The sequence below is a fragment of the Halogeometricum sp. S3BR5-2 genome, assembly GCF_031624635.1.
Lineage (GTDB): Archaea > Halobacteriota > Halobacteria > Halobacteriales > Haloferacaceae > Halogeometricum > Halogeometricum luteum.
This window is the reverse complement of the sequence record NZ_JAMQOQ010000005.1, coordinates 83,284-99,147: the sequence shown is the minus strand read 5'-3', so window position 1 is coordinate 99,147 and position 15,864 is coordinate 83,284. Positions and strand designations below refer to the sequence as shown.

General features: G+C 68.0%; 18 protein-coding genes. 8 read left to right on the top strand and 10 right to left on the bottom strand.

Annotated elements, in window-relative coordinates; all coding sequences use genetic code 11:
- Positions 1 to 79: 79 nt before the first annotated feature.
- From NDI79_RS17110 to NDI79_RS17095, 4 genes are all read left to right on the top strand, one after another.
- Positions 80 to 454 (top strand): ArsR/SmtB family transcription factor, encoded by a 375-nt coding sequence (locus tag NDI79_RS17110; RefSeq protein WP_310929852.1) that lies wholly within the window; start codon positions 80 to 82, stop codon positions 452 to 454.
- Positions 451 to 921: an arsenate-mycothiol transferase ArsC gene (locus NDI79_RS17105; protein WP_310929851.1), complete on the top strand. Its 471-nt coding sequence runs from the start codon at positions 451 to 453 to the stop codon at positions 919 to 921. The genes NDI79_RS17110 and NDI79_RS17105 overlap by 4 nt, the downstream gene beginning before the upstream one ends.
- Positions 918 to 1,796 carry an arsenite methyltransferase gene (locus tag NDI79_RS17100; protein WP_310929849.1) on the top strand — a complete coding sequence of 293 codons (879 nt, stop codon included), beginning with the start codon at positions 918 to 920 and terminating at the stop codon, positions 1,794 to 1,796. The genes NDI79_RS17105 and NDI79_RS17100 overlap by 4 nt, the downstream gene beginning before the upstream one ends.
- Before the next feature lie 150 nt (positions 1,797 to 1,946).
- Positions 1,947 to 2,720 carry a 23S rRNA (uridine(2552)-2'-O)-methyltransferase gene (locus NDI79_RS17095; RefSeq protein ID WP_310929848.1) on the top strand — a complete coding sequence of 258 codons (774 nt, stop codon included), beginning with the start codon at positions 1,947 to 1,949 and terminating at the stop codon, positions 2,718 to 2,720.
- Between the two features lie 82 nt (positions 2,721 to 2,802).
- Here the strand turns inward: NDI79_RS17095 and NDI79_RS17090 are convergent, their stop codons facing one another.
- The 7 genes from NDI79_RS17090 to NDI79_RS17065 form a co-directional block, all read right to left on the bottom strand.
- Complete coding sequence (locus tag NDI79_RS17090) at positions 2,803 to 2,985, bottom strand: hypothetical protein (RefSeq protein ID WP_310929847.1); 183 nt, start codon at positions 2,983 to 2,985, stop codon at positions 2,803 to 2,805.
- 65 nt (positions 2,986 to 3,050) lie between these two features.
- Positions 3,051 to 3,770 carry a queuosine precursor transporter gene (locus tag NDI79_RS17085; RefSeq protein WP_310929846.1) on the bottom strand — a complete coding sequence of 240 codons (720 nt, stop codon included), beginning with the start codon at positions 3,768 to 3,770 and terminating at the stop codon, positions 3,051 to 3,053.
- Positions 3,763 to 3,936 carry a ribbon-helix-helix domain-containing protein gene (locus NDI79_RS17080; RefSeq protein ID WP_310922219.1) on the bottom strand — a complete coding sequence of 58 codons (174 nt, stop codon included), beginning with the start codon at positions 3,934 to 3,936 and terminating at the stop codon, positions 3,763 to 3,765. The genes NDI79_RS17085 and NDI79_RS17080 overlap by 8 nt, the downstream gene beginning before the upstream one ends.
- Before the next feature lie 261 nt (positions 3,937 to 4,197).
- The gene (locus NDI79_RS23780) at positions 4,198 to 4,374 is read right to left on the bottom strand and encodes a DUF7835 family putative zinc beta-ribbon protein (protein WP_484494547.1); all 177 of its coding nucleotides are present in this window, start codon (positions 4,372 to 4,374) and stop codon (positions 4,198 to 4,200) included.
- Between the two features lie 123 nt (positions 4,375 to 4,497).
- The gene (locus tag NDI79_RS17075) at positions 4,498 to 4,842 is read right to left on the bottom strand and encodes a DUF7344 domain-containing protein (protein WP_310929845.1); all 345 of its coding nucleotides are present in this window, start codon (positions 4,840 to 4,842) and stop codon (positions 4,498 to 4,500) included.
- A 102-nt stretch (positions 4,843 to 4,944) separates the two neighbouring features.
- A complete protein-coding gene (locus NDI79_RS17070; RefSeq protein ID WP_310929844.1) occupies positions 4,945 to 5,622 on the bottom strand; it encodes a helix-turn-helix domain-containing protein in 678 nt (225 codons plus the stop codon).
- A gap of 492 nt (positions 5,623 to 6,114) precedes the next feature.
- Positions 6,115 to 8,295, bottom strand: a complete 2,181-nt coding sequence (locus NDI79_RS17065) for a twin-arginine translocase subunit TatC (protein WP_310929843.1) — start codon at positions 8,293 to 8,295, stop codon at positions 6,115 to 6,117.
- Positions 8,296 to 8,419: 124 nt separating this feature from the next.
- On the opposite strand from NDI79_RS17065, the gene tatC reads away from it, so the two are divergent.
- Positions 8,420 to 9,886, top strand: a complete 1,467-nt coding sequence (tatC, locus tag NDI79_RS17060) for a twin-arginine translocase subunit TatC (protein ID WP_310929842.1) — start codon at positions 8,420 to 8,422, stop codon at positions 9,884 to 9,886.
- A 13-nt stretch (positions 9,887 to 9,899) separates the two neighbouring features.
- Here the strand turns inward: tatC and NDI79_RS17055 are convergent, their stop codons facing one another.
- The 3 genes from NDI79_RS17055 to larE form a co-directional block, all read right to left on the bottom strand.
- Positions 9,900 to 10,544 carry a class I SAM-dependent methyltransferase gene (locus tag NDI79_RS17055; RefSeq protein WP_310929841.1) on the bottom strand — a complete coding sequence of 215 codons (645 nt, stop codon included), beginning with the start codon at positions 10,542 to 10,544 and terminating at the stop codon, positions 9,900 to 9,902.
- A 67-nt stretch (positions 10,545 to 10,611) separates the two neighbouring features.
- The gene (locus NDI79_RS17050; RefSeq protein ID WP_310929840.1) at positions 10,612 to 11,085 is read right to left on the bottom strand and encodes an SRPBCC domain-containing protein; all 474 of its coding nucleotides are present in this window, start codon (positions 11,083 to 11,085) and stop codon (positions 10,612 to 10,614) included.
- A 64-nt stretch (positions 11,086 to 11,149) separates the two neighbouring features.
- The gene (gene larE / locus NDI79_RS17045) at positions 11,150 to 12,088 is read right to left on the bottom strand and encodes an ATP-dependent sacrificial sulfur transferase LarE (protein WP_310929839.1); all 939 of its coding nucleotides are present in this window, start codon (positions 12,086 to 12,088) and stop codon (positions 11,150 to 11,152) included.
- A 103-nt stretch (positions 12,089 to 12,191) separates the two neighbouring features.
- Between larE and NDI79_RS17040 the strand changes: the two genes are divergently transcribed.
- The 3 genes from NDI79_RS17040 (at position 12,192) to NDI79_RS17030 (ending at position 15,771) form a co-directional block, all read left to right on the top strand.
- Positions 12,192 to 13,274 carry an FAD-binding oxidoreductase gene (locus tag NDI79_RS17040; RefSeq protein ID WP_310929837.1) on the top strand — a complete coding sequence of 361 codons (1,083 nt, stop codon included), beginning with the start codon at positions 12,192 to 12,194 and terminating at the stop codon, positions 13,272 to 13,274.
- Positions 13,275 to 13,366: 92 nt separating this feature from the next.
- On the top strand, positions 13,367 to 15,364 hold the full coding sequence (locus NDI79_RS17035; RefSeq protein WP_310929836.1) for an endonuclease MutS2: 1,998 nt from the start codon (positions 13,367 to 13,369) through the stop codon (positions 15,362 to 15,364).
- 53 nt (positions 15,365 to 15,417) lie between these two features.
- Entirely contained in the window at positions 15,418 to 15,771 is a 354-nt protein-coding gene (locus NDI79_RS17030) for a hypothetical protein (RefSeq protein WP_310929834.1), read from the top strand.
- Positions 15,772 to 15,864: the final 93 nt, after the last annotated feature.

Genomic DNA, 15,864 nt, shown 5'->3' with positions numbered 1-15,864 from the left:
TTCCCTTCCGTCCTGTCGGTCGCTCTGTCTTTTTCGGGCGACAAAACACCTATATGAGTATCTGTTCATCTATTCAGATATGGTACAAGGCGCGAAGTTCGACGGCGAGGCGGTCGAGGAGAGCGGGGACTGCTGCGGGACGGCGGACGTGGGTTCGACGGGGGTGAACGACCGGACGGTCGAGCGCGACGTGGAGACGCTGAAAGCGCTCGGGAGCGACACCCGCTATCGGGTCGTCAGGCTCCTCGTCGCGGCCGAGGAGGAACTGTGCGTCTGCGAGATAACGCCGCGGTTCGAGGTGAGCGACAGCGCCGTCAGCCACGCGCTGTCGGACCTCGCCGAGGCCGGCTTGATCTCGCGCCGAAAGCAGGGGACGTGGCGGTACTACCGACCGACGGAGCGGGCGACGAAACTCGTCGATGCCCTCGACGCCACGCGGGGTGAGGAACGATGAGCGACGCCGACCGCGCCGCCCCCGAGGAGGACCCTGTCGACGCCGTCCGCGTCGCCTTCGTCTGCGTGCAGAACGCGGGTCGGAGCCAGATGTCGGCCGCCTTCGCCGAACGGGAGCGCGACCGCCGCGGACTCGAGGACCGCGTGGAGATTCTGAGCGGCGGGACGCACCCCGCCGACCACGTCCACGACGTCGTCGTCCGACTGATGGACGAGGAGGGGTTCGACCTCTCGGACCGGACCCCGCGGGAGATATCCACCGCGGAGTTGGAGACGTGCGACTTCGTGGCGACGATGGGGTGTTCGACGCTCGAACTCGACACCTCCTCGGGCGTCGACGTGCGCGACTGGGCGCTCGACGACCCGGACGGCGCCGACGAGGACGACGCGCGGGCCGTCCGCGACGAGATAGAAGAGCGGGTCGTCGCCCTGTTCGACGAGATAGAGGCGAGGGCGGAGGGAGCATGAGCGACGCCCGGAACGACGGGTCGGCGGACGCGGCGGAGGCGACGTCCGGCCTCGACCCCGACGAACAGCGACGCGCCGTCCGCGAGCGCTACGCCCGAATCGCCGCCTCCGATACCGCGTCGGACACCGCGGCCGAGTCGGACTCCGACTCGTCCGACTGCGGCGAGGGCGGATGCTGTGACGCCGACCCCGACGCGACGGACGGCGCCGACTCGACGGCCCTCGGCTACACCGACGACGACGTGGCCGCCGTCGCCGACGGGGCGGACCTCGGACTCGGGTGCGGCAACCCGAACGCCCTCGCCGCCCTCGAACCCGGCGAGACGGTTCTCGACCTCGGGTCCGGCGCCGGGTTCGACTGCTTCCTCGCCGCCCGCGAGGTGGGCGAGTCGGGGCGCGTCGTCGGCGTCGACATGACGCCCGAGATGGTCGAGAAGGCCCGCGCGAACGCCCGGAAGAACGACGCGACGAACGTCGAGTTCCGCCTCGGCGAGATAGAGCACCTGCCCGTGTCCGACGGGGCGGCCGACGTGGTCGTCTCGAACTGCGTCATCAACCTCTCGCCGGACAAACCGCGGGTGTTCCGCGAGGCGTACCGGGCGCTCCGCCCCGGCGGCCGACTCGCCGTCTCCGACGTGGTGCTGACCGCGTCGCTCCCCGAGGGCGTCCGCCACGACCCCGACTCCGTGGCCGCCTGCGTCGCCGGCGCGTCGACCGTCGACGACCTCGACGCGATGCTGGCCGACGCGGGGTTCGAGGACGTGGACATCTCCCCGAAGGAGGAGAGCGCCGAGTTCATCGGCGAGTGGGACGACTCGCTCCCCCTGGAGGAGTACATCGTCTCGGCGACCATCGAGGCGAGAAAGCCCGCGTAGCGCCGGCGCCTCGCCGTCGGCATCGGTCGAATCCCCGCGGCCGGCGGAGCGACGCGGAGCGTGAACGCGAGAACGCGTGAAATCGCGTCGCACGCGCGTTCCGTCCCGCTATCCCTATCCGTCTGAACCGAGTAGAGCAGGCAACCGACCATGGCCCGAAAGGACCACTACTACAACAAGGCGAAACAGGAGGGGTACCGCACCCGCTCGGCGTACAAACTGCAGCAGTTGGACGAGGAGACGGGGCTGTTCGGCCCCGGCAACACCGTCGTCGACCTCGGGGCCGCCCCCGGCGGGTGGCTTCAGGTCGCCGCGGAGGCCGTCGGGGACCGCGGCACCGTCGTCGGCGTCGACTTCCAGCGCATCCGCGACCTCGACGCCGAGAACGTCGAGACCATCAAGGGCGACATGACCGAGGAGGGGACGAAGGAGCGACTCCGCGAGCGAATCGGCGCGGAGGGAGCGGACGTGGTCATCTCGGACATGGCACCGAACATGACCGGCGAGTACTCGCTGGACCACGCCCGCTCTATCCACCTCGCCCGACAGGCGTTCGAGGTGGCACTGGACCTCCTGCCCGCCGGCGGCGACTTCGCCGTGAAGGTGTTCGACGGACAGGACCTCGCGGACTTTCGCGCCGATATGGAGAAAGAGTTCCAGTACGTCCGCTCGGTCCGCCCGGACGCCTCGCGCGACGAGTCCTCCGAGCAGTACCTCGTGGGCAAACACCGCATCACTGCGCCCGTCTCCGAGGGGGAGGAACTGGACGTCGTCGTCGACGACGTGGGCAGCGAGGGCGACGGCATCGCCAAGGTCGACGGCTACACGCTGTTCGTCCCCGACACCGAGGCCGGCGACGAGGTTCGGGTCCGCGTCACCGACCTGAAGCCGAACTTCGGGTTCGCCGAAGTCGTCGACGAGTAGGCGCGCCGACGGACGTCGCCGCCGCCGTCCGCTCCTCGTTCGTCGCTCGTCGCTTCTCGCCTTCCGACGCTCTCCCCGCCCGTCACCCCTCGACGACCACGTCGACGTGAAGTCGGACATCGCACTCCCCTCGCCCGCCGCCCCGCCGGCACTGCCCCGTCGCGATGATGTCCGAGATGGTCGTGTACGTTCCGCACTCCGGGCACCGAAGCCCGTTCTCCATCGTGTCCCCCTCTGTCAGGCGAACGCGTCGCTCTACGGCCATGTATGCCGTACGATACCGTCCTGCATAAGATAGTTAGCTTCCCCGCTGACCGGTCAGAATCCGTGTTACTCCAGCGCCCAGGGGTCACGCTCGTCGGGGCGGCCGCCGCCGAGGGCGGCGACGACGCCGTAGACGAACGGCGTGTCGACGACGGCGATGAGCAGTTTCAGGAGGTACTGGCCGACCATGAGCGACAGGAGGGCGCTCCACGGGAGGGCGTCGCCGATACCGAGCACCCGCGGCGCGACGGAGAAAGCTACGAGGACGAAGAGGACCGTGTCGATGGCCTGACTGCTCGCCGTCGAGGCGACGTTCCGAAGCCACAGGTGGTCCCGACCGGTCGCCGCGCGGATGCGGTGGAAGACGACCACGTCCCAGTTCTGGCTCACGAGGTACGCGAGGAGGCTCCCGGCGACGACGTTCGTCCCCGAGGCGAGGACGGTTCGGAACTGCCCGGCGAACTCGGGGTCGGCGGCGGGCAGGAGGATGGTGACCCACACCAGGGCGAGGAGGACGAAGTTCATCGCGAAACCGACGTTGACCATCACCTGCGTCGGCCGCCGGCCGTACAGTTCCGAGTAGCAGTCCGAGGCGAAGAAAGTCAGCGCGTACGCGACGGCCGCGCCGGGCATGAGCACCGTCGCGCCGACGACGGGGAGCGTCCCGATAGCGTCGGGGACGGGCACGGCGAGCAGTTTCGACGCCGTGAGTTGCGCCGTCGTCAGGGCGGTGACGAACAGGGCGAGGAGGACGACCTGTCCGGTTTCGAACCCCCGCTCACTCATCGTCTATCCGGTCGTGACGGGCGTCTATCTCGTCGAGCAAGTCGAGGGTCTTGCGGACCGACGCGCGGATGGCGTCGCTGCGGTTGACGAACTTCTTGTCGTCGCCCACGTGTTCGTCTAAGTCCGCCAGCAGTTCGTCGGGTATCTCGACGCTTATCTTGGACATACTCGTGGATTCTCAGGCGCATATTTACGGCTTTTCAATGGTCTGTCGGCGGGGCGACATCGGCGTCCGAGCGGACTGTGAGAATCTTCACCCCATCGGCTCTGTTGAAACACTCGTCGCTCGAGAGATTCCGCGTGCTGAATCGAGAGGACGCATGCATCGCTGCGGGTTCGTTCGTTTCATCTCACCCGCGCCGAACCAACCGCTGAGTGGGACCGAACCGAGAAACAGTAGTGCCAACGTCTGCGACAGTGTAACCGTTTACACTCGTTCGGGTTGCGCGTGACCGCAGTATGCGCACTCGTAGACTCGATGGGGCGTTCTGGCGCACTTTTGGTTTTCCGGCTTCACGTTGTCCCGCCGTATCGCCGCCGTAATCGTCAGCGAAATCTTGTGTTCTCGTTCCCCCCCGCAGTTCGAGCAGTGTCTGAGTACCATTCCATCCCGTTCCGGCCATCCTGGTGTCGTCTTTGACATTGTTGTACGAGGTGACTGTTGAGCGGTCAATCGCCGGTAGCGTTCGTCAAGCGAGACGCGACGCCGCACGCTGGAGGCAGGGCATCAGTTGTCCACTGTCCCCGCAGGGACGTTCGGCCCGCGGCGCCCGCGGCCCAACAGGGTCTCTATCTCCTCGTCGCCGTTGTACCGGACCCGCTCGGCCCGGCCATCGACGTCGATGACGCCGTGGTCGGCCAGTACGGGAAGCTGGCGGTGGTACAGGTCGATGACGACCTGTTCTCTGTCCGGCGTCGACGACGGTCCCTCCCGTTCGATCACGTGGTCGACGAGGTCGCCGAACGACGCGGTATCGCCGTCGCTGTTCCGAAAGTAGTCGAGGACGCACCGCCGTCGTTCGTTGGCGAGGCACTGGAAGGCCGAATCGGGGGTGGGCTCTTTCGTTCGCATCGTCCCCAGGTAGTCCATCCCTTCTATTCAACTGTCAGGCTGACATGTTCTGTCCGGAGTTTTCGTGCCGGACATAGAAAGTTTCTTTAAGTCAATCGAGCATCACGCTTCGTCCGCCGGCTCAAAGTCATCAGCAATCAGACCAATCAGCGCCTTCCGAAGCACCGTCTCGGTCCCGCGCCGGACGCGTTCGGACGCCGCCTGTTTGGTGACGCCCACCTCGTCGGCAATCTCGCTGAGGGTCGTACCCCGGGGAACCGAGAAGTACCCGTCTTCGACGGCCATCATCAGCGTATCGCGCTGTTCGGGCGTGAGTCCGAAGCCGTACTCCCTTCGGGAAGCTTCGCCGGGGGAGTACACTCGGTCGATGCGAACGGGGTAGTCGTGCGCTTGATAGAACTGGTGAAATCCGGTGAGGGCGGCGTGGTTCGGGAAGCGGACGGTGAACGACCACTCGGAGTTACTGTGGCCTTCCATTATCGCCCCGTCCTGGTCGCTGATCCCGTTCAGGAACGTCTCCTTGTCCGTGTCCCACTCCGTCTGATAGAGGACGCTGTTGCCGACTCGAGTGACTGCCTCGACGCGCTTGACCACCTCGCTCTCGCGGAGATGCCGTTCGAACTGCTCTAAGTCCTCGCCCGTCGCCCAGAGGAAGGGAATGCGGGACTTGTTGAGCGGGACGAGACGTTCGAGTTGGACCCGGACGCTCGGGTCTCCGCTGGTCGACCGTCCGAACGGGAACGACTCGGCGGGGAGCGCGAACTCGACGACAACGCTCATCGGGCCCGCACCTCCGAGGGAGGAACGGGCCGAGTAAACGGTGTTTCTGACAGTCGAGATGTGAAACGCGTCTCGCGGGCTGAGGGCGTGGCTTCTCTCATGTGTGACTGGTCGGCGTTGCGGAACGTGTGTGCCGTGTGGTGGGCTCCGCGTGACGACCACGCGAGAAGAACGAGGAGACTGCCTGCTCGACCGGGTATCCCGGTTCAGACGGCCCCTTCATGATTGGGGCGCAAACGCACAGTGTGCGGTCCTGGTTCCGTATTTCAACGTCGACGGCGGATACGGGTAAATGTTGTCACTAAGTAGCAAACTGTTACTTGAGACCGAATGCTAATTTAGGTGCACTGAACGATTTGTAGCTCCCCCGTTCCGAGCGATTCTCTCGCGCCGGTGTCGTATCAGCGACCGATGCGCACGCTCCGTTCGGCACTGCCTCGGGAAAATATCAACAGCGGAGGATTTCAGTAGAGCCGCCTTCCCACCGCCGCCTCAGGTCGTCCGGGCGGGGGCGAGGTTGCGTCGCCCCCCGAAGGTGACGACGAACAGGAGGCCGAGTCCGATGCCGTAGGCGGCCATCAGCGGAATCGTGACGAGGAACATCGTCAGGATGCCGGCGGGCGTGAACACCGCGGCGAACGCGAGGACGCCGACGGTCACTTCCCGCCAGCGGCCGCGGAGCGACTGATAGGAGACGCCCGACCCGTTGAGCAGCAACAGCAGGATGGGGATGTCGGCGAGGATGCCGATGCCGCCCGTGGTGAAGAAGATGAGCCAGAAGAAGTCGGTGATGCGGTAGGAGATTATCATGTTCGACTGCACCGCGTCGTTGACCAGCCACGAGATGACCGCGGGGGCGACGTAGAAGTAGCCGAGGACGAACCCGCCGAGCAGGCCGCCGACGAGCGACCCCGTCCAGAGGAACACCGTGCGGCGGCGACGGCGGACGATGTTTCGCTCGCGCAGGGCGGGCCACGCGAAGAACGCCACGAGGGGGAGCGTGACGATGGCGCCGACGAGCACCGAGAACTTCACCATGAACAGAAGCGCCTCCATCGGGTGGAGGGCGACGACGTTCAGCACCTCGTCGGGCGTCACCTGCGCGGGGAGTCGGCTGAGGAACTGCTCGTAGACGACCCGCAGACCGCCGACGTACAGCGCCGTGAACGCCAGCGCCATCGTCGTCATGAACACGCCGACGATCCAGAACGTCTTCGAGGTGAGCGACTCGACGATGAACGAGATGTCCTTGTAGTAGCCGCCGATGTCGTCCTCGTCCGTCTCGCCGTCGGTGAGGCCCTCGAACAGCGTCCCGCCGGCGCGCGTCGCCCGGTCTTCGAGTTCGCCGGGTTCGTCGTCGGTCCCCTCTCCGCCCTGCTCTTCGGCCTCGCGCGTCGCCTCGGCCTCGTCGAACCGGTCGAGGACGGCCTGCGCTCGTTCGTTGTCGCCCTCGTCGAGCGCGTCGCCCGCTATCGCCATCGCCTCCTCCTCGCTCAGGTCGGCGAACGCCTCGGGCGGCGCGGCGCGGACGCCGGCCGTGTCGAGTTCGCGGACGTCGATGCTACTGGGGTCGCCGACGCCGCGTTCGAGCGGTCCGACCGACTCCTCTAAGTCCTTGTAGACGGCGTAGCAGACGCCGAGGACGAGGAAGACGAGGCCGCCGAGAACCGCCAGGAGGAGGAGGGCGCTCTGCGCCGGCAGACCGAGCATCCCGTCGAGGGCGGGGAAGCGGTAGTCGCTCCCGGCGAGGCGGAGTGCGCCGTCGACGGCCGCGGGACCGCCGACGGTGTAGAACAGGTAGACGGCCGCGCCGCCGAGGACGCCCGCGCCGGCGACGACGTTCCAGCGCTTCGAGACGCCGGCGCGCACGTCGATTCGCTCGCTCCCGCGCCGCGCCGTGACGAGCACCTTCGAGAGGTACAGGCTGAACCCGTACAGCGTCAGCACCGGAATCGCCCACAGAATCTGCGTGAACGGTTCCGGCGGCGTGAACAGCGCGCCGGCGAGGAAGATGGCGACGACGGCGTAGCGCCACTGGTCGCGGAACGTCTCGTAGGGGACGATTTCGGTGTACGACAGGAGCGTCATCGCGAGCGGTAGTTGGCTCGCGAGCCCGAACGAGACGGTGAGCAGGAACATGAACTGCGCCCACTTGACGATGGAGTAGGTCGGCGCGAAGCCGATGTTCACGGTGCTCTGCGCGAGGAACGCGAAGGTGATGGGGAAGAAGAAGAGGTAGCCGTAGGCGACGCCGAGAGCGAACAGCGCGACCATCCCGCCGACGACGAGCGCGAGCTTCCACCGCGGAACGGGCGATTCCGGCCAGTAGCCGCGCTCTCTGAGGGCGTCGCGCGAGAAGTAGATGAACACGGGCGCGGCGACGATGAGACCGGTCACCATCCCGATTTTCGCTTGGAGGAGAACCACGTCGAACGGCGTCTGAGCGATGATCTGCACCTCCTCGCTGATGGTCTGCTGCATGTTCTGCCGCGTGATGGCCTTCAGAAAGCCCCAGACGTACAGCCGAAGCGCGTAGAACGTACCGAGGAACCCGACGAGAAAGACGATAAAGACCTTCTGGAGGTCCTTCTGCGCCGCGCGGAGCATCGCCCCCGCGGTCTCTCGACCCTCGTCGAGTGCGCGGCGAGTATCGCCGTCCAACGCGCTAGACATACCCGACGAAAGCCGACTCGCGGTTATCAATCTTTTTCATACGGTCGGCGCGGTCGCTCGCGGCGTCCCGCCGGCGCGGCCATCCGGAAAGGCCTATAAGAACCGGCGAGTGAATCTCTGGTGAATGGCCGACGATTCGGAGTCGGAGCGTCCGCCGACGGACCCCGACGAGTCCGACGATTCGACCCCGGACGCCGACGAGACCGAGTCGTCCCAGACGCCGACCGACGGAGGCGGGGATGCGGACGACGCCGAGAGCGACGGCTTCGTCTCCGGCGAGAACGACGCGGACGCGAGGGAGGACGGGACCGACGGAAGCGGTACCGACACCGACGCCGCGGACGCGGACGCGGACGAAGCCGACGGAACCGACGGCGACTCCGAGGACGAAGACGAGGACCGGAACGCGAACGACGGCCCCGACATCGCCGCGACGTCCGACGGCCGCCCCGGCGCGGAGGTCGACCCGGACGAGGTGGACGACGTGAACCTCGAACGCGAGGGACTCGTCCCGCCGCCGGAGGAGGACCGGGAGACGGATGCCACCTCGTCCTCCGACGACTCCGACGCCGACAGCGCCGACGGCTCCGATTCCGACGATTCCGACGACGCCGACGAACCCCTCTGGCCCGAGGGCCACGAGTACCCCGACACCGAGGCGGCCGAGCGACGGGAGGTGTCCGACGACGGACCGGTCGGGGAGGGAGCAGTCGCCGACACCGACGGCGGCGCCCCCGCCTCAGCCTCCGCCTCCACCGCTCCCGGGCAGTCCCGAAACGACTTCGCGGACGACGATGTCGACGAGGGGATGTTCGGCGACGGCCCGGAGTCCGACCAGGAGATGCCGCTGGCCGAGCACATCGAGGAGATGGTTAACCGCCTCGCGGCGGTGTTCCTCGTCGGCGGCCTCATCACCCTCCTGCTCTACCCCGGCGCCGACCTGGCCAACTCGGCGCTCAACCTGAACTTCGTGAGTTCGGCGGACGTCATCAACTTCCTGTGGAACCGACACATCCCCGGCGCACCGGAGATAGTCGACCGCCGGCCGCGGGTGTACGGCCCCCTCGAACTCGTCTTGACCGAACTGAAGGTGGCCGGTCTCGCCGGCCTCATCGTCGGTCTGCCGGTGTTCGTCTACCAGACGTACCTGTTCATGCGCCCCGGTCTGTTCCCCCGGGAGCGCCGCTACTACCTCGCCGCCGTGCCGACGAGTCTCATCCTCGCCTTCGTCGGCGTCGCCTTCGCACATTTCATCGTCCTCCCGGCCATCTTCGCGTACTTCACCTCTTACACCACCGGGACGGCCGTCGTCGCCTTCGGCCTGAAGGAGACGTTCAACCTCATCCTCATCCTGATGGGGTACAACGCCGTCATCTTCCAGATTCCGCTGTTCATCATGCTCGCAATCATGATGAACCTCGTCACGCGGGAGTGGTTGGTCCAGCGCCGCCTCATCTTCTGGGCCTCCTTCCTCGGACTGGCGTTCTTCGTCAGTCCCGACCCGACGGGGATGGCGCCCATCATCATCGCGGTGACCATGATAACGCTGTTCGAGGGGACGCTGTTCCTCCTGCGCTGGACCGGGAACTGAGCGGCGCGTCGAACTACGATTCGAGTCGCGCGGCGAAGAACGTCCACGGCGTCCGGTCCTCGGCCTCCTCCGCGCGGTCCGCTTTCAGAGAGGACCGGGTTCCCCACTCGTCGACGACGGCGAACCCCGCCTCCCGCAGGTGCTCGCGCGTCGCCGCCGCCCCGGCGATGCTCCACTCCATCGGAACGCCCGTGTCGAGCCAATCCGGATTCTCGCCGTCCCACGCCGTCGTCCCTTCCGAGAGGAGCACCCGGCCGCCGGGGCGGAGGACCCGCGCGAACTCGTCGAGGACCGCCGGGTGTTCGTCCGCCGGGAGGTGGATGAGCGACCAGTAGGCGACGACGGCGTCGAACGCGTCGTCCGCGAAGGGGAGCGCCGCCATGTCCCCGCGGACGAGGGACGCCCCGGGAGCGTTCTCCGCCGCCGCCCGCAGTTGCCCCCGCGAGAAGTCGAGTCCGACGGCGTCCCCCTTGGCGCTCGCCCGCGAGAGCACCGGCGTCCCCCGCCCGCACCCCGCGTCGAGGACGCGGGGGGAGTCGGGAAGCGAATCGAGGAACGTCGTGAGGAGAGCCGCGTCTCGGCCGTCTTCCGTCCGCTGTGCGGCGTACGCGTCGGTCAACTCGTCGTACGACCGACGAACGGCGTCTTTGTCGACCATCGCCGGGAACGTCGGCGCGCGCCCGATTAACCGTTACGCGGCCGCTCCGCCCACGTGCCGACGACGCTCACTCCGCGGCCGTCGCGGCCGTCGCTCCGCCGACGACGGCGTCCGACTCCGCGCGGCGCTTCAGCGCGTCGTTCATCGCCTCGAAGCCGGCCCGCGTGTCGTCGCGGGCCATCCAGAGAAGCGGACCGGCGAGGGCGCCCCCGAACGTCTCGGCGTGGACGAACCGCGTCCGCGCCCCGCCGTCGAGCGGTTCGAGGACGAAACGGTGCTCGCCGTCGAACAGCCCCGAGACGTACAGGTGACCGAGCCATCTGAGTTCGCGGTTCGGTTCGACGACGGTCACCTCGGGACGGAACGCCATCGAACGGCCGTTCGGCGGCGTCAATCGCACCCGCGGCCGGCTTCCGACGTTCGGTCGTCCGACGACGCGGAGGAACGGGTTCCACTCGTCGTACGCCTCGAAGTCGGTGAGCACGTCCCACACTCGCTCGGGCGCCGCGGCTATCTCGATGCTCGTCAGAATCTCCTTCATGCGTCCCCTGACGCGCGCTGAGCCGATAACCCTCGCGTGCGCCCTGTCACCCCGTCGCCGCGCGTCACTTCGTCGGGTACTCGGAGGCGAACACGTCCTCGACGAGGGGTTCGTCGTCCGCGGACTCGGCGGCGTCGCCGTCGGCGCCGTCTTCGGCGTCCGCCTCCGCGGCCGGACTGACGCTCCCCGTCTGGTAGCCGTGCAGGTCGAGCGTGACGTGGTCGAAGCCGAGTTCGGAGAGGCGTTCGCGGACGGCGGCGGCGAAGTCGGGGTCCAGCGCCGCCTCCAACTCCTCGCGGGCGATTTCGATGCGGGCGAGGCCGTCGTGGTCGCGGACGCGGAACTGCGAGAACCCCCACTGCCGAACGGCGCGCTCGGCCTTCTCGACGCGGCTCAGACGCTCCTCGGTGACTTCTAGGCCCGTCGGGATGCGCGAGGACAGACACGCCATCGACGGCTTCTCCGCGACCGAGAGGCCGTAGTCGTCGGCGATTTCGCGCACCTCCTTCTTCGAGATGTCGTGCGCGAGGAGGGGAGAGAACACCTCCAACTCCTCGACGGCGCGGAGGCCCGGTCGGTGGCCCTCGCCGGGGTCGGAGGCGTTCGTCCCGTCGCAGACCGTCTCGATTCCCCGTTCGCGGGCGGCGTCGTACATCCGGCCGAGGCGCATCGTCCGGCAGTGGTAGCAGCGGTCGCCGTCGTTCTCGACGAAGTCGGGGTTGTCCAGTTCGGAGAACTCGACGACCTCGTGGCGGATTCCTATCTCCTCGGCCACGCGGCGGGCGTCGTCCAACTCCTCGGCGGGCAGCGTCTCAGATTTGGCCGTGCAGGCGACGGCGTCGTCGCCGAGGGCGTCGCGGGCGAGTGCGGCGACGACGGCGGAGTCGACGCCGCCGGAGAACGCGACGAGCGCGCCGTCTCGCTCTCGGAGCGACGCGCGCGCCGCCGCGGTCTTCTCCGCGAGCGTGGGGGCCGTGTCCTCGGGCGTGTCCGCGTCTGACATACGGTGGGGTTTCCCCCGGAGCGGCAAAAGTACGTTGTCCTCGGCCGGGGCCGCCGGCTCTCCGCCGTCAGGATAACAACGCTCGCCGCCGAACCGGCGGGTAATGCCGGTTGACCCTGCCATCGAATCGCGCGCGGCCGAGGCGGAGATAGAGGACCACGACGCCACCGTCACCGACGTGACCGTGATGGACCGGGACCGCGAGGAGGAGATCGAGGCGGCGGTCGACACCCACCGCGAGGCGATACGGAAGCGGCTCGACATCGAGGACACGCTCGGACCCTTAGGCGAGAGCGGGGACGCCTGGGACCGGGTGACCGCGGAGCTTTCGGCGCAGGGCGAGGAGGGACTCGGCGGAGAGATAGAGGCGCTGAAAAAGCGGCTCGAACGCCCCTTCCCCTCGCTCGTCCGCATCCGCTTCGAGGTGGGCGAGGCGGCGGACGACCCCGACGACACCTCCTTTCCGTACGTCCCCGGCCAGTACGCCCGTATCAGTTACGACGACGAGGAACCGCGCGTCTACTCCATCGCCAGTTCGCCCAACCGCGACTACGTCGAACTCTGCATCCGGCGGGTGCCGGGCGGCGAACTCACGCCGCACCTGTGCACCGAGACGCGGGCGGGCGACTCGCTGTTCGTCCGCGGCCCGTACGGCGACGAACTCATGCTGGAGAAACCCTCCGAACGAGACCTCGTCTTCATCGCCACCGGGACGGGCGTCGCGCCGTTCAAGAGCATGATCAACTACGTCTTCGAGGAGGGGATGGACGAGTACGAGGGCGAGGACCGGGACGTGTGGCTGTTCCTCGGGTCGTCGTGGGAGGACCACCTCCCCTACCACGAGGAGTTCCGCCAGTTGGACGAGGAGCGAGAAAATTTCCACTACGTGCCGACGCTCTCCCGCGAGAACTACCTCACCGACTGGGCAGGCGAGACCGACTACGTTCAGTACTGCCTGCTCCGGTATCTCGACCGGGAGGCGACGGACTTCGAGGCCCTCCCCGAGGAGTTCGTCGACTACGCCGAGAAGGAACCGACGGTGGACGTCGACGGCGGCGCCCGCGTCGACCCCTCGGCGATGGAGGTGTACGTCTGCGGTATCGGCGCGATGTGCGACCCCATCGAGAACGTCGTCGCCTCCCTCGGCGTCGGCGAGGAGTTCCTCGACGTGGAGAGCTACGGGTAGTCGAGAGCCGTTCGCAACCGACGGACCTCGGCCCGAAGACGCCCCGACCGGACCCGTAACGTTTTCTCCGAGGGGGCGATACTCCACGCCGAATGGAGTTCGAGGCCATCCCGGGCGTCGGGGAGAAGACGGCGCAGTCGCTGTCGGAACTCGACGACGCCGAGCGAGCCCTCGCGGCCGGCGACGTGGCCGCGCTCGCTCGCGCCCCGGGACTCACCGAGGGTCGCGCGGCGGCCATCGCCCGCGGCGCCATCCGCCGCCGTCACGGCGACGACGGCGGCTTCCTCGCCACCGACCGCGCCCGCGAAGTCTACCGCGACGTCCTCTCCCTGCTCCGCGAGCGGACCGTCACGACCTACGCCGAGAAGCGACTGGAGACGTTCTTTCCCACCGCCTCGCAGTCCAGAATCGAGGAGGTGCGTGGGTTCGCCGAGACGGCGATGGAGCGGGACCCCGACCCGACGGTGCTGGACGCCCTCGACGGCGTCGGGTCGCTCGAACCCGCCTCGGGCATCCGCGTCAGGGAGCGCTGTCTCGCCACCGCCGACGCCGAGCGCTACGCCGCCGCGAAGGACGCCTTCCCGGAACTCTCCGTCGAAGTCGTCGAGGACGCCCGCGGCCTCGCCGAACTCGCCCGCTCGTACGCCACCGTCGTCGCCCTCGACGAGGAGTTCGCCGGCGTCGACGTCGAGGGCGACGTGCGCGTCCGCCCCGACGCCGAGGAACACCCCGACGATATCGTCCCAGAACGAGCGCTAGCCTTCTTCGCGCAGAACCGCGGGCGCATCCGCGCCGCCGCCGACGTGCACGAGGCGGCGGGAATGGAGGCGCCCTGCGACCTCGACTCGCTCCGCGACGCGCTCACCCGCTTGGACGACGACGGCACCGTCGTCGGCGACGAGGAACTCGACCGCCTGACGAACGCTGTCGACGACGTGGACGCCGCCGCCTCCACCGCCGAGTCGGTCGCCAACGACCACCTCCGCGACGCCATCCGCGAACGCGACGTGACCATCGAGGGGACGGACTTCCTCTCTCTCGTCGAACAGGGCGCCCGCGTCGACTCGCTGCTCTCGCGGGAACTCGAAGACCAGTACGCCGGGGCCGTCGCGGCGGCGCGCGACCACCTCGTCGAGTCGCTCTCGCTCCGTCCGGAGGAGGCCGACATCGCCGCCCGCGTCTTCTCCGACGACCCCTCCTTTCCCGTCGGCTACGACGAGGAGACGCTCTCGCGCCTCCGCACGGAGTTGAAGGCGGGGCGGGACCGCCGCGCCGTCCGCCTGAAGCGCGAACTCGCCGCGGACCTCTCGGCGCTCCGCGACCCCGTGACCGAGATGGTGACCGACGCGCTCGAACTCGACGTGGAACTCGCCGTCTCGCGGTTCGCCCGCGAGTTCGACTGCACCATGCCGGAGTTCGTCGACGGCGGCGAGGGCGGAAGGGGCGGCCCGGCGGGATTCGAAATCGAGGCCGGTCGCTCGCCCCTCCTCGACGTGCCGTTCGAGGCGGCCGACCCCGTCGACTACGGCGTCTCGGGCGTCACCCTGCTCTCGGGTGTCAATTCCGGCGGGAAAACGTCGACGCTCGATTTGGTGGCCCTCGTCGTCGTCCTCGCGCACGCGGGTCTGCCCGTCCCCGCCGACCGCGTCGAACTCGAACGCTTCTCGGAGTTACACTACTACGCGAAGTCGCAGGGGACGCTCGACGCCGGCGCCTTCGAGAGCACGCTCCGGGACTTCCGCGAACTCGTCGACGGCGAGACCAATCGACTGGTCCTCGTCGACGAACTGGAGAGCATCACCGAACCCGGCGCCTCCGCGAAGATAATCGCCGGCATCCTCGAAGCCCTCGACGACCAGTCCACCACGGCGGTGTTCGTCTCCCACCTCGCCGACGAGATACGCGAGGCGGCGGGGTTCCCCGTCGCCGTCGACGGCATCGAGGCCGTGGGGTTGGAAAACGGCGAACTCGTCGTGAACCGCTCGCCGGTGAAGAACCACCTCGCGCGGTCGACGCCGGAACTCATCGTGGAGAAACTCGCCGGCGAGGACACCTCGGGCTTCTACGACCGACTGCTGGAGAAGTTCTGAGCGTCCCGTGATACTGACAAAGGATTATCACGTCTCCCGGTCGAAGGTGCGGTATGGTCTCCGATACGGACTCCTCTCCTCCCGCCGACGCAGACGATGCCTCGCGCGACGACCGCACCGCTGTCGACCCGACCTCCGCGACGACCGACGGCGGGTCGACGGCGGCCGACCCGCGAGACGACCCGACGTACGACGTCGTCTACCGCGCGACGCGGGACGCGATGTGGGACGTGGTCGGAACCGCGACGCTCGTCCTGTTCTATCTCGCTCTGACGGGCATCGGTCTCTCCGTCGCGTGGACTGGGTTGAGGTTCGGCATCGGTCCGACGGCCGTCGCCATCGGTCTCGTCGGACTGGCCGTCTGCCTGTTCTCGGTCTACCGCGTCTACGTTCTCGCCACGGAGTGAGGTCGCCTCGGTCGAGTCGTGTCGGCGCGCCGACCGAAGTCTGACGGCAGTGGACGCCCGCCTCCGTCGGCCGATTTCGTCCTCGATTTCACT

What these genes read in the sequence shown, in the direction of transcription:
- NDI79_RS17035 (WP_310929836.1), top strand. Translation starts at nt 13,367, where the DNA reads ATGGAGTTCGAGGCCATCCCGGGCGTCGGGGAGAAGACGGCGCAGTCG.
- NDI79_RS17030 (WP_310929834.1), top strand. Translation starts at nt 15,418, where the DNA reads ATGGTCTCCGATACGGACTCCTCTCCTCCCGCCGACGCAGACGATGCC.
- NDI79_RS17105 (WP_310929851.1), top strand. Translation starts at nt 451, where the DNA reads ATGAGCGACGCCGACCGCGCCGCCCCCGAGGAGGACCCTGTCGACGCC.
- NDI79_RS17085 (WP_310929846.1), bottom strand. Translation starts at nt 3,770, where the DNA reads ATGAGTGAGCGGGGGTTCGAAACCGGACAGGTCGTCCTCCTCGCCCTG.
- NDI79_RS17070 (WP_310929844.1), bottom strand. Translation starts at nt 5,622, where the DNA reads ATGAGCGTTGTCGTCGAGTTCGCGCTCCCCGCCGAGTCGTTCCCGTTC.
- NDI79_RS17055 (WP_310929841.1), bottom strand. Translation starts at nt 10,544, where the DNA reads ATGGTCGACAAAGACGCCGTTCGTCGGTCGTACGACGAGTTGACCGAC.
- NDI79_RS17100 (WP_310929849.1), top strand. Translation starts at nt 918, where the DNA reads ATGAGCGACGCCCGGAACGACGGGTCGGCGGACGCGGCGGAGGCGACG.
- NDI79_RS17075 (WP_310929845.1), bottom strand. Translation starts at nt 4,842, where the DNA reads ATGCGAACGAAAGAGCCCACCCCCGATTCGGCCTTCCAGTGCCTCGCC.
- larE (WP_310929839.1), bottom strand. Translation starts at nt 12,088, where the DNA reads ATGTCAGACGCGGACACGCCCGAGGACACGGCCCCCACGCTCGCGGAG.
- NDI79_RS17095 (WP_310929848.1), top strand. Translation starts at nt 1,947, where the DNA reads ATGGCCCGAAAGGACCACTACTACAACAAGGCGAAACAGGAGGGGTAC.
- NDI79_RS23780 (WP_484494547.1), bottom strand. Translation starts at nt 4,374, where the DNA reads ATGGTACTCAGACACTGCTCGAACTGCGGGGGGGAACGAGAACACAAG.
- NDI79_RS17050 (WP_310929840.1), bottom strand. Translation starts at nt 11,085, where the DNA reads ATGAAGGAGATTCTGACGAGCATCGAGATAGCCGCGGCGCCCGAGCGA.
- NDI79_RS17080 (WP_310922219.1), bottom strand. Translation starts at nt 3,936, where the DNA reads ATGTCCAAGATAAGCGTCGAGATACCCGACGAACTGCTGGCGGACTTA.
- NDI79_RS17110 (WP_310929852.1), top strand. Translation starts at nt 80, where the DNA reads ATGGTACAAGGCGCGAAGTTCGACGGCGAGGCGGTCGAGGAGAGCGGG.
- NDI79_RS17040 (WP_310929837.1), top strand. Translation starts at nt 12,192, where the DNA reads ATGCCGGTTGACCCTGCCATCGAATCGCGCGCGGCCGAGGCGGAGATA.
- NDI79_RS17090 (WP_310929847.1), bottom strand. Translation starts at nt 2,985, where the DNA reads ATGGCCGTAGAGCGACGCGTTCGCCTGACAGAGGGGGACACGATGGAG.
- tatC (WP_310929842.1), top strand. Translation starts at nt 8,420, where the DNA reads ATGGCCGACGATTCGGAGTCGGAGCGTCCGCCGACGGACCCCGACGAG.
- NDI79_RS17065 (WP_310929843.1), bottom strand. Translation starts at nt 8,295, where the DNA reads ATGTCTAGCGCGTTGGACGGCGATACTCGCCGCGCACTCGACGAGGGT.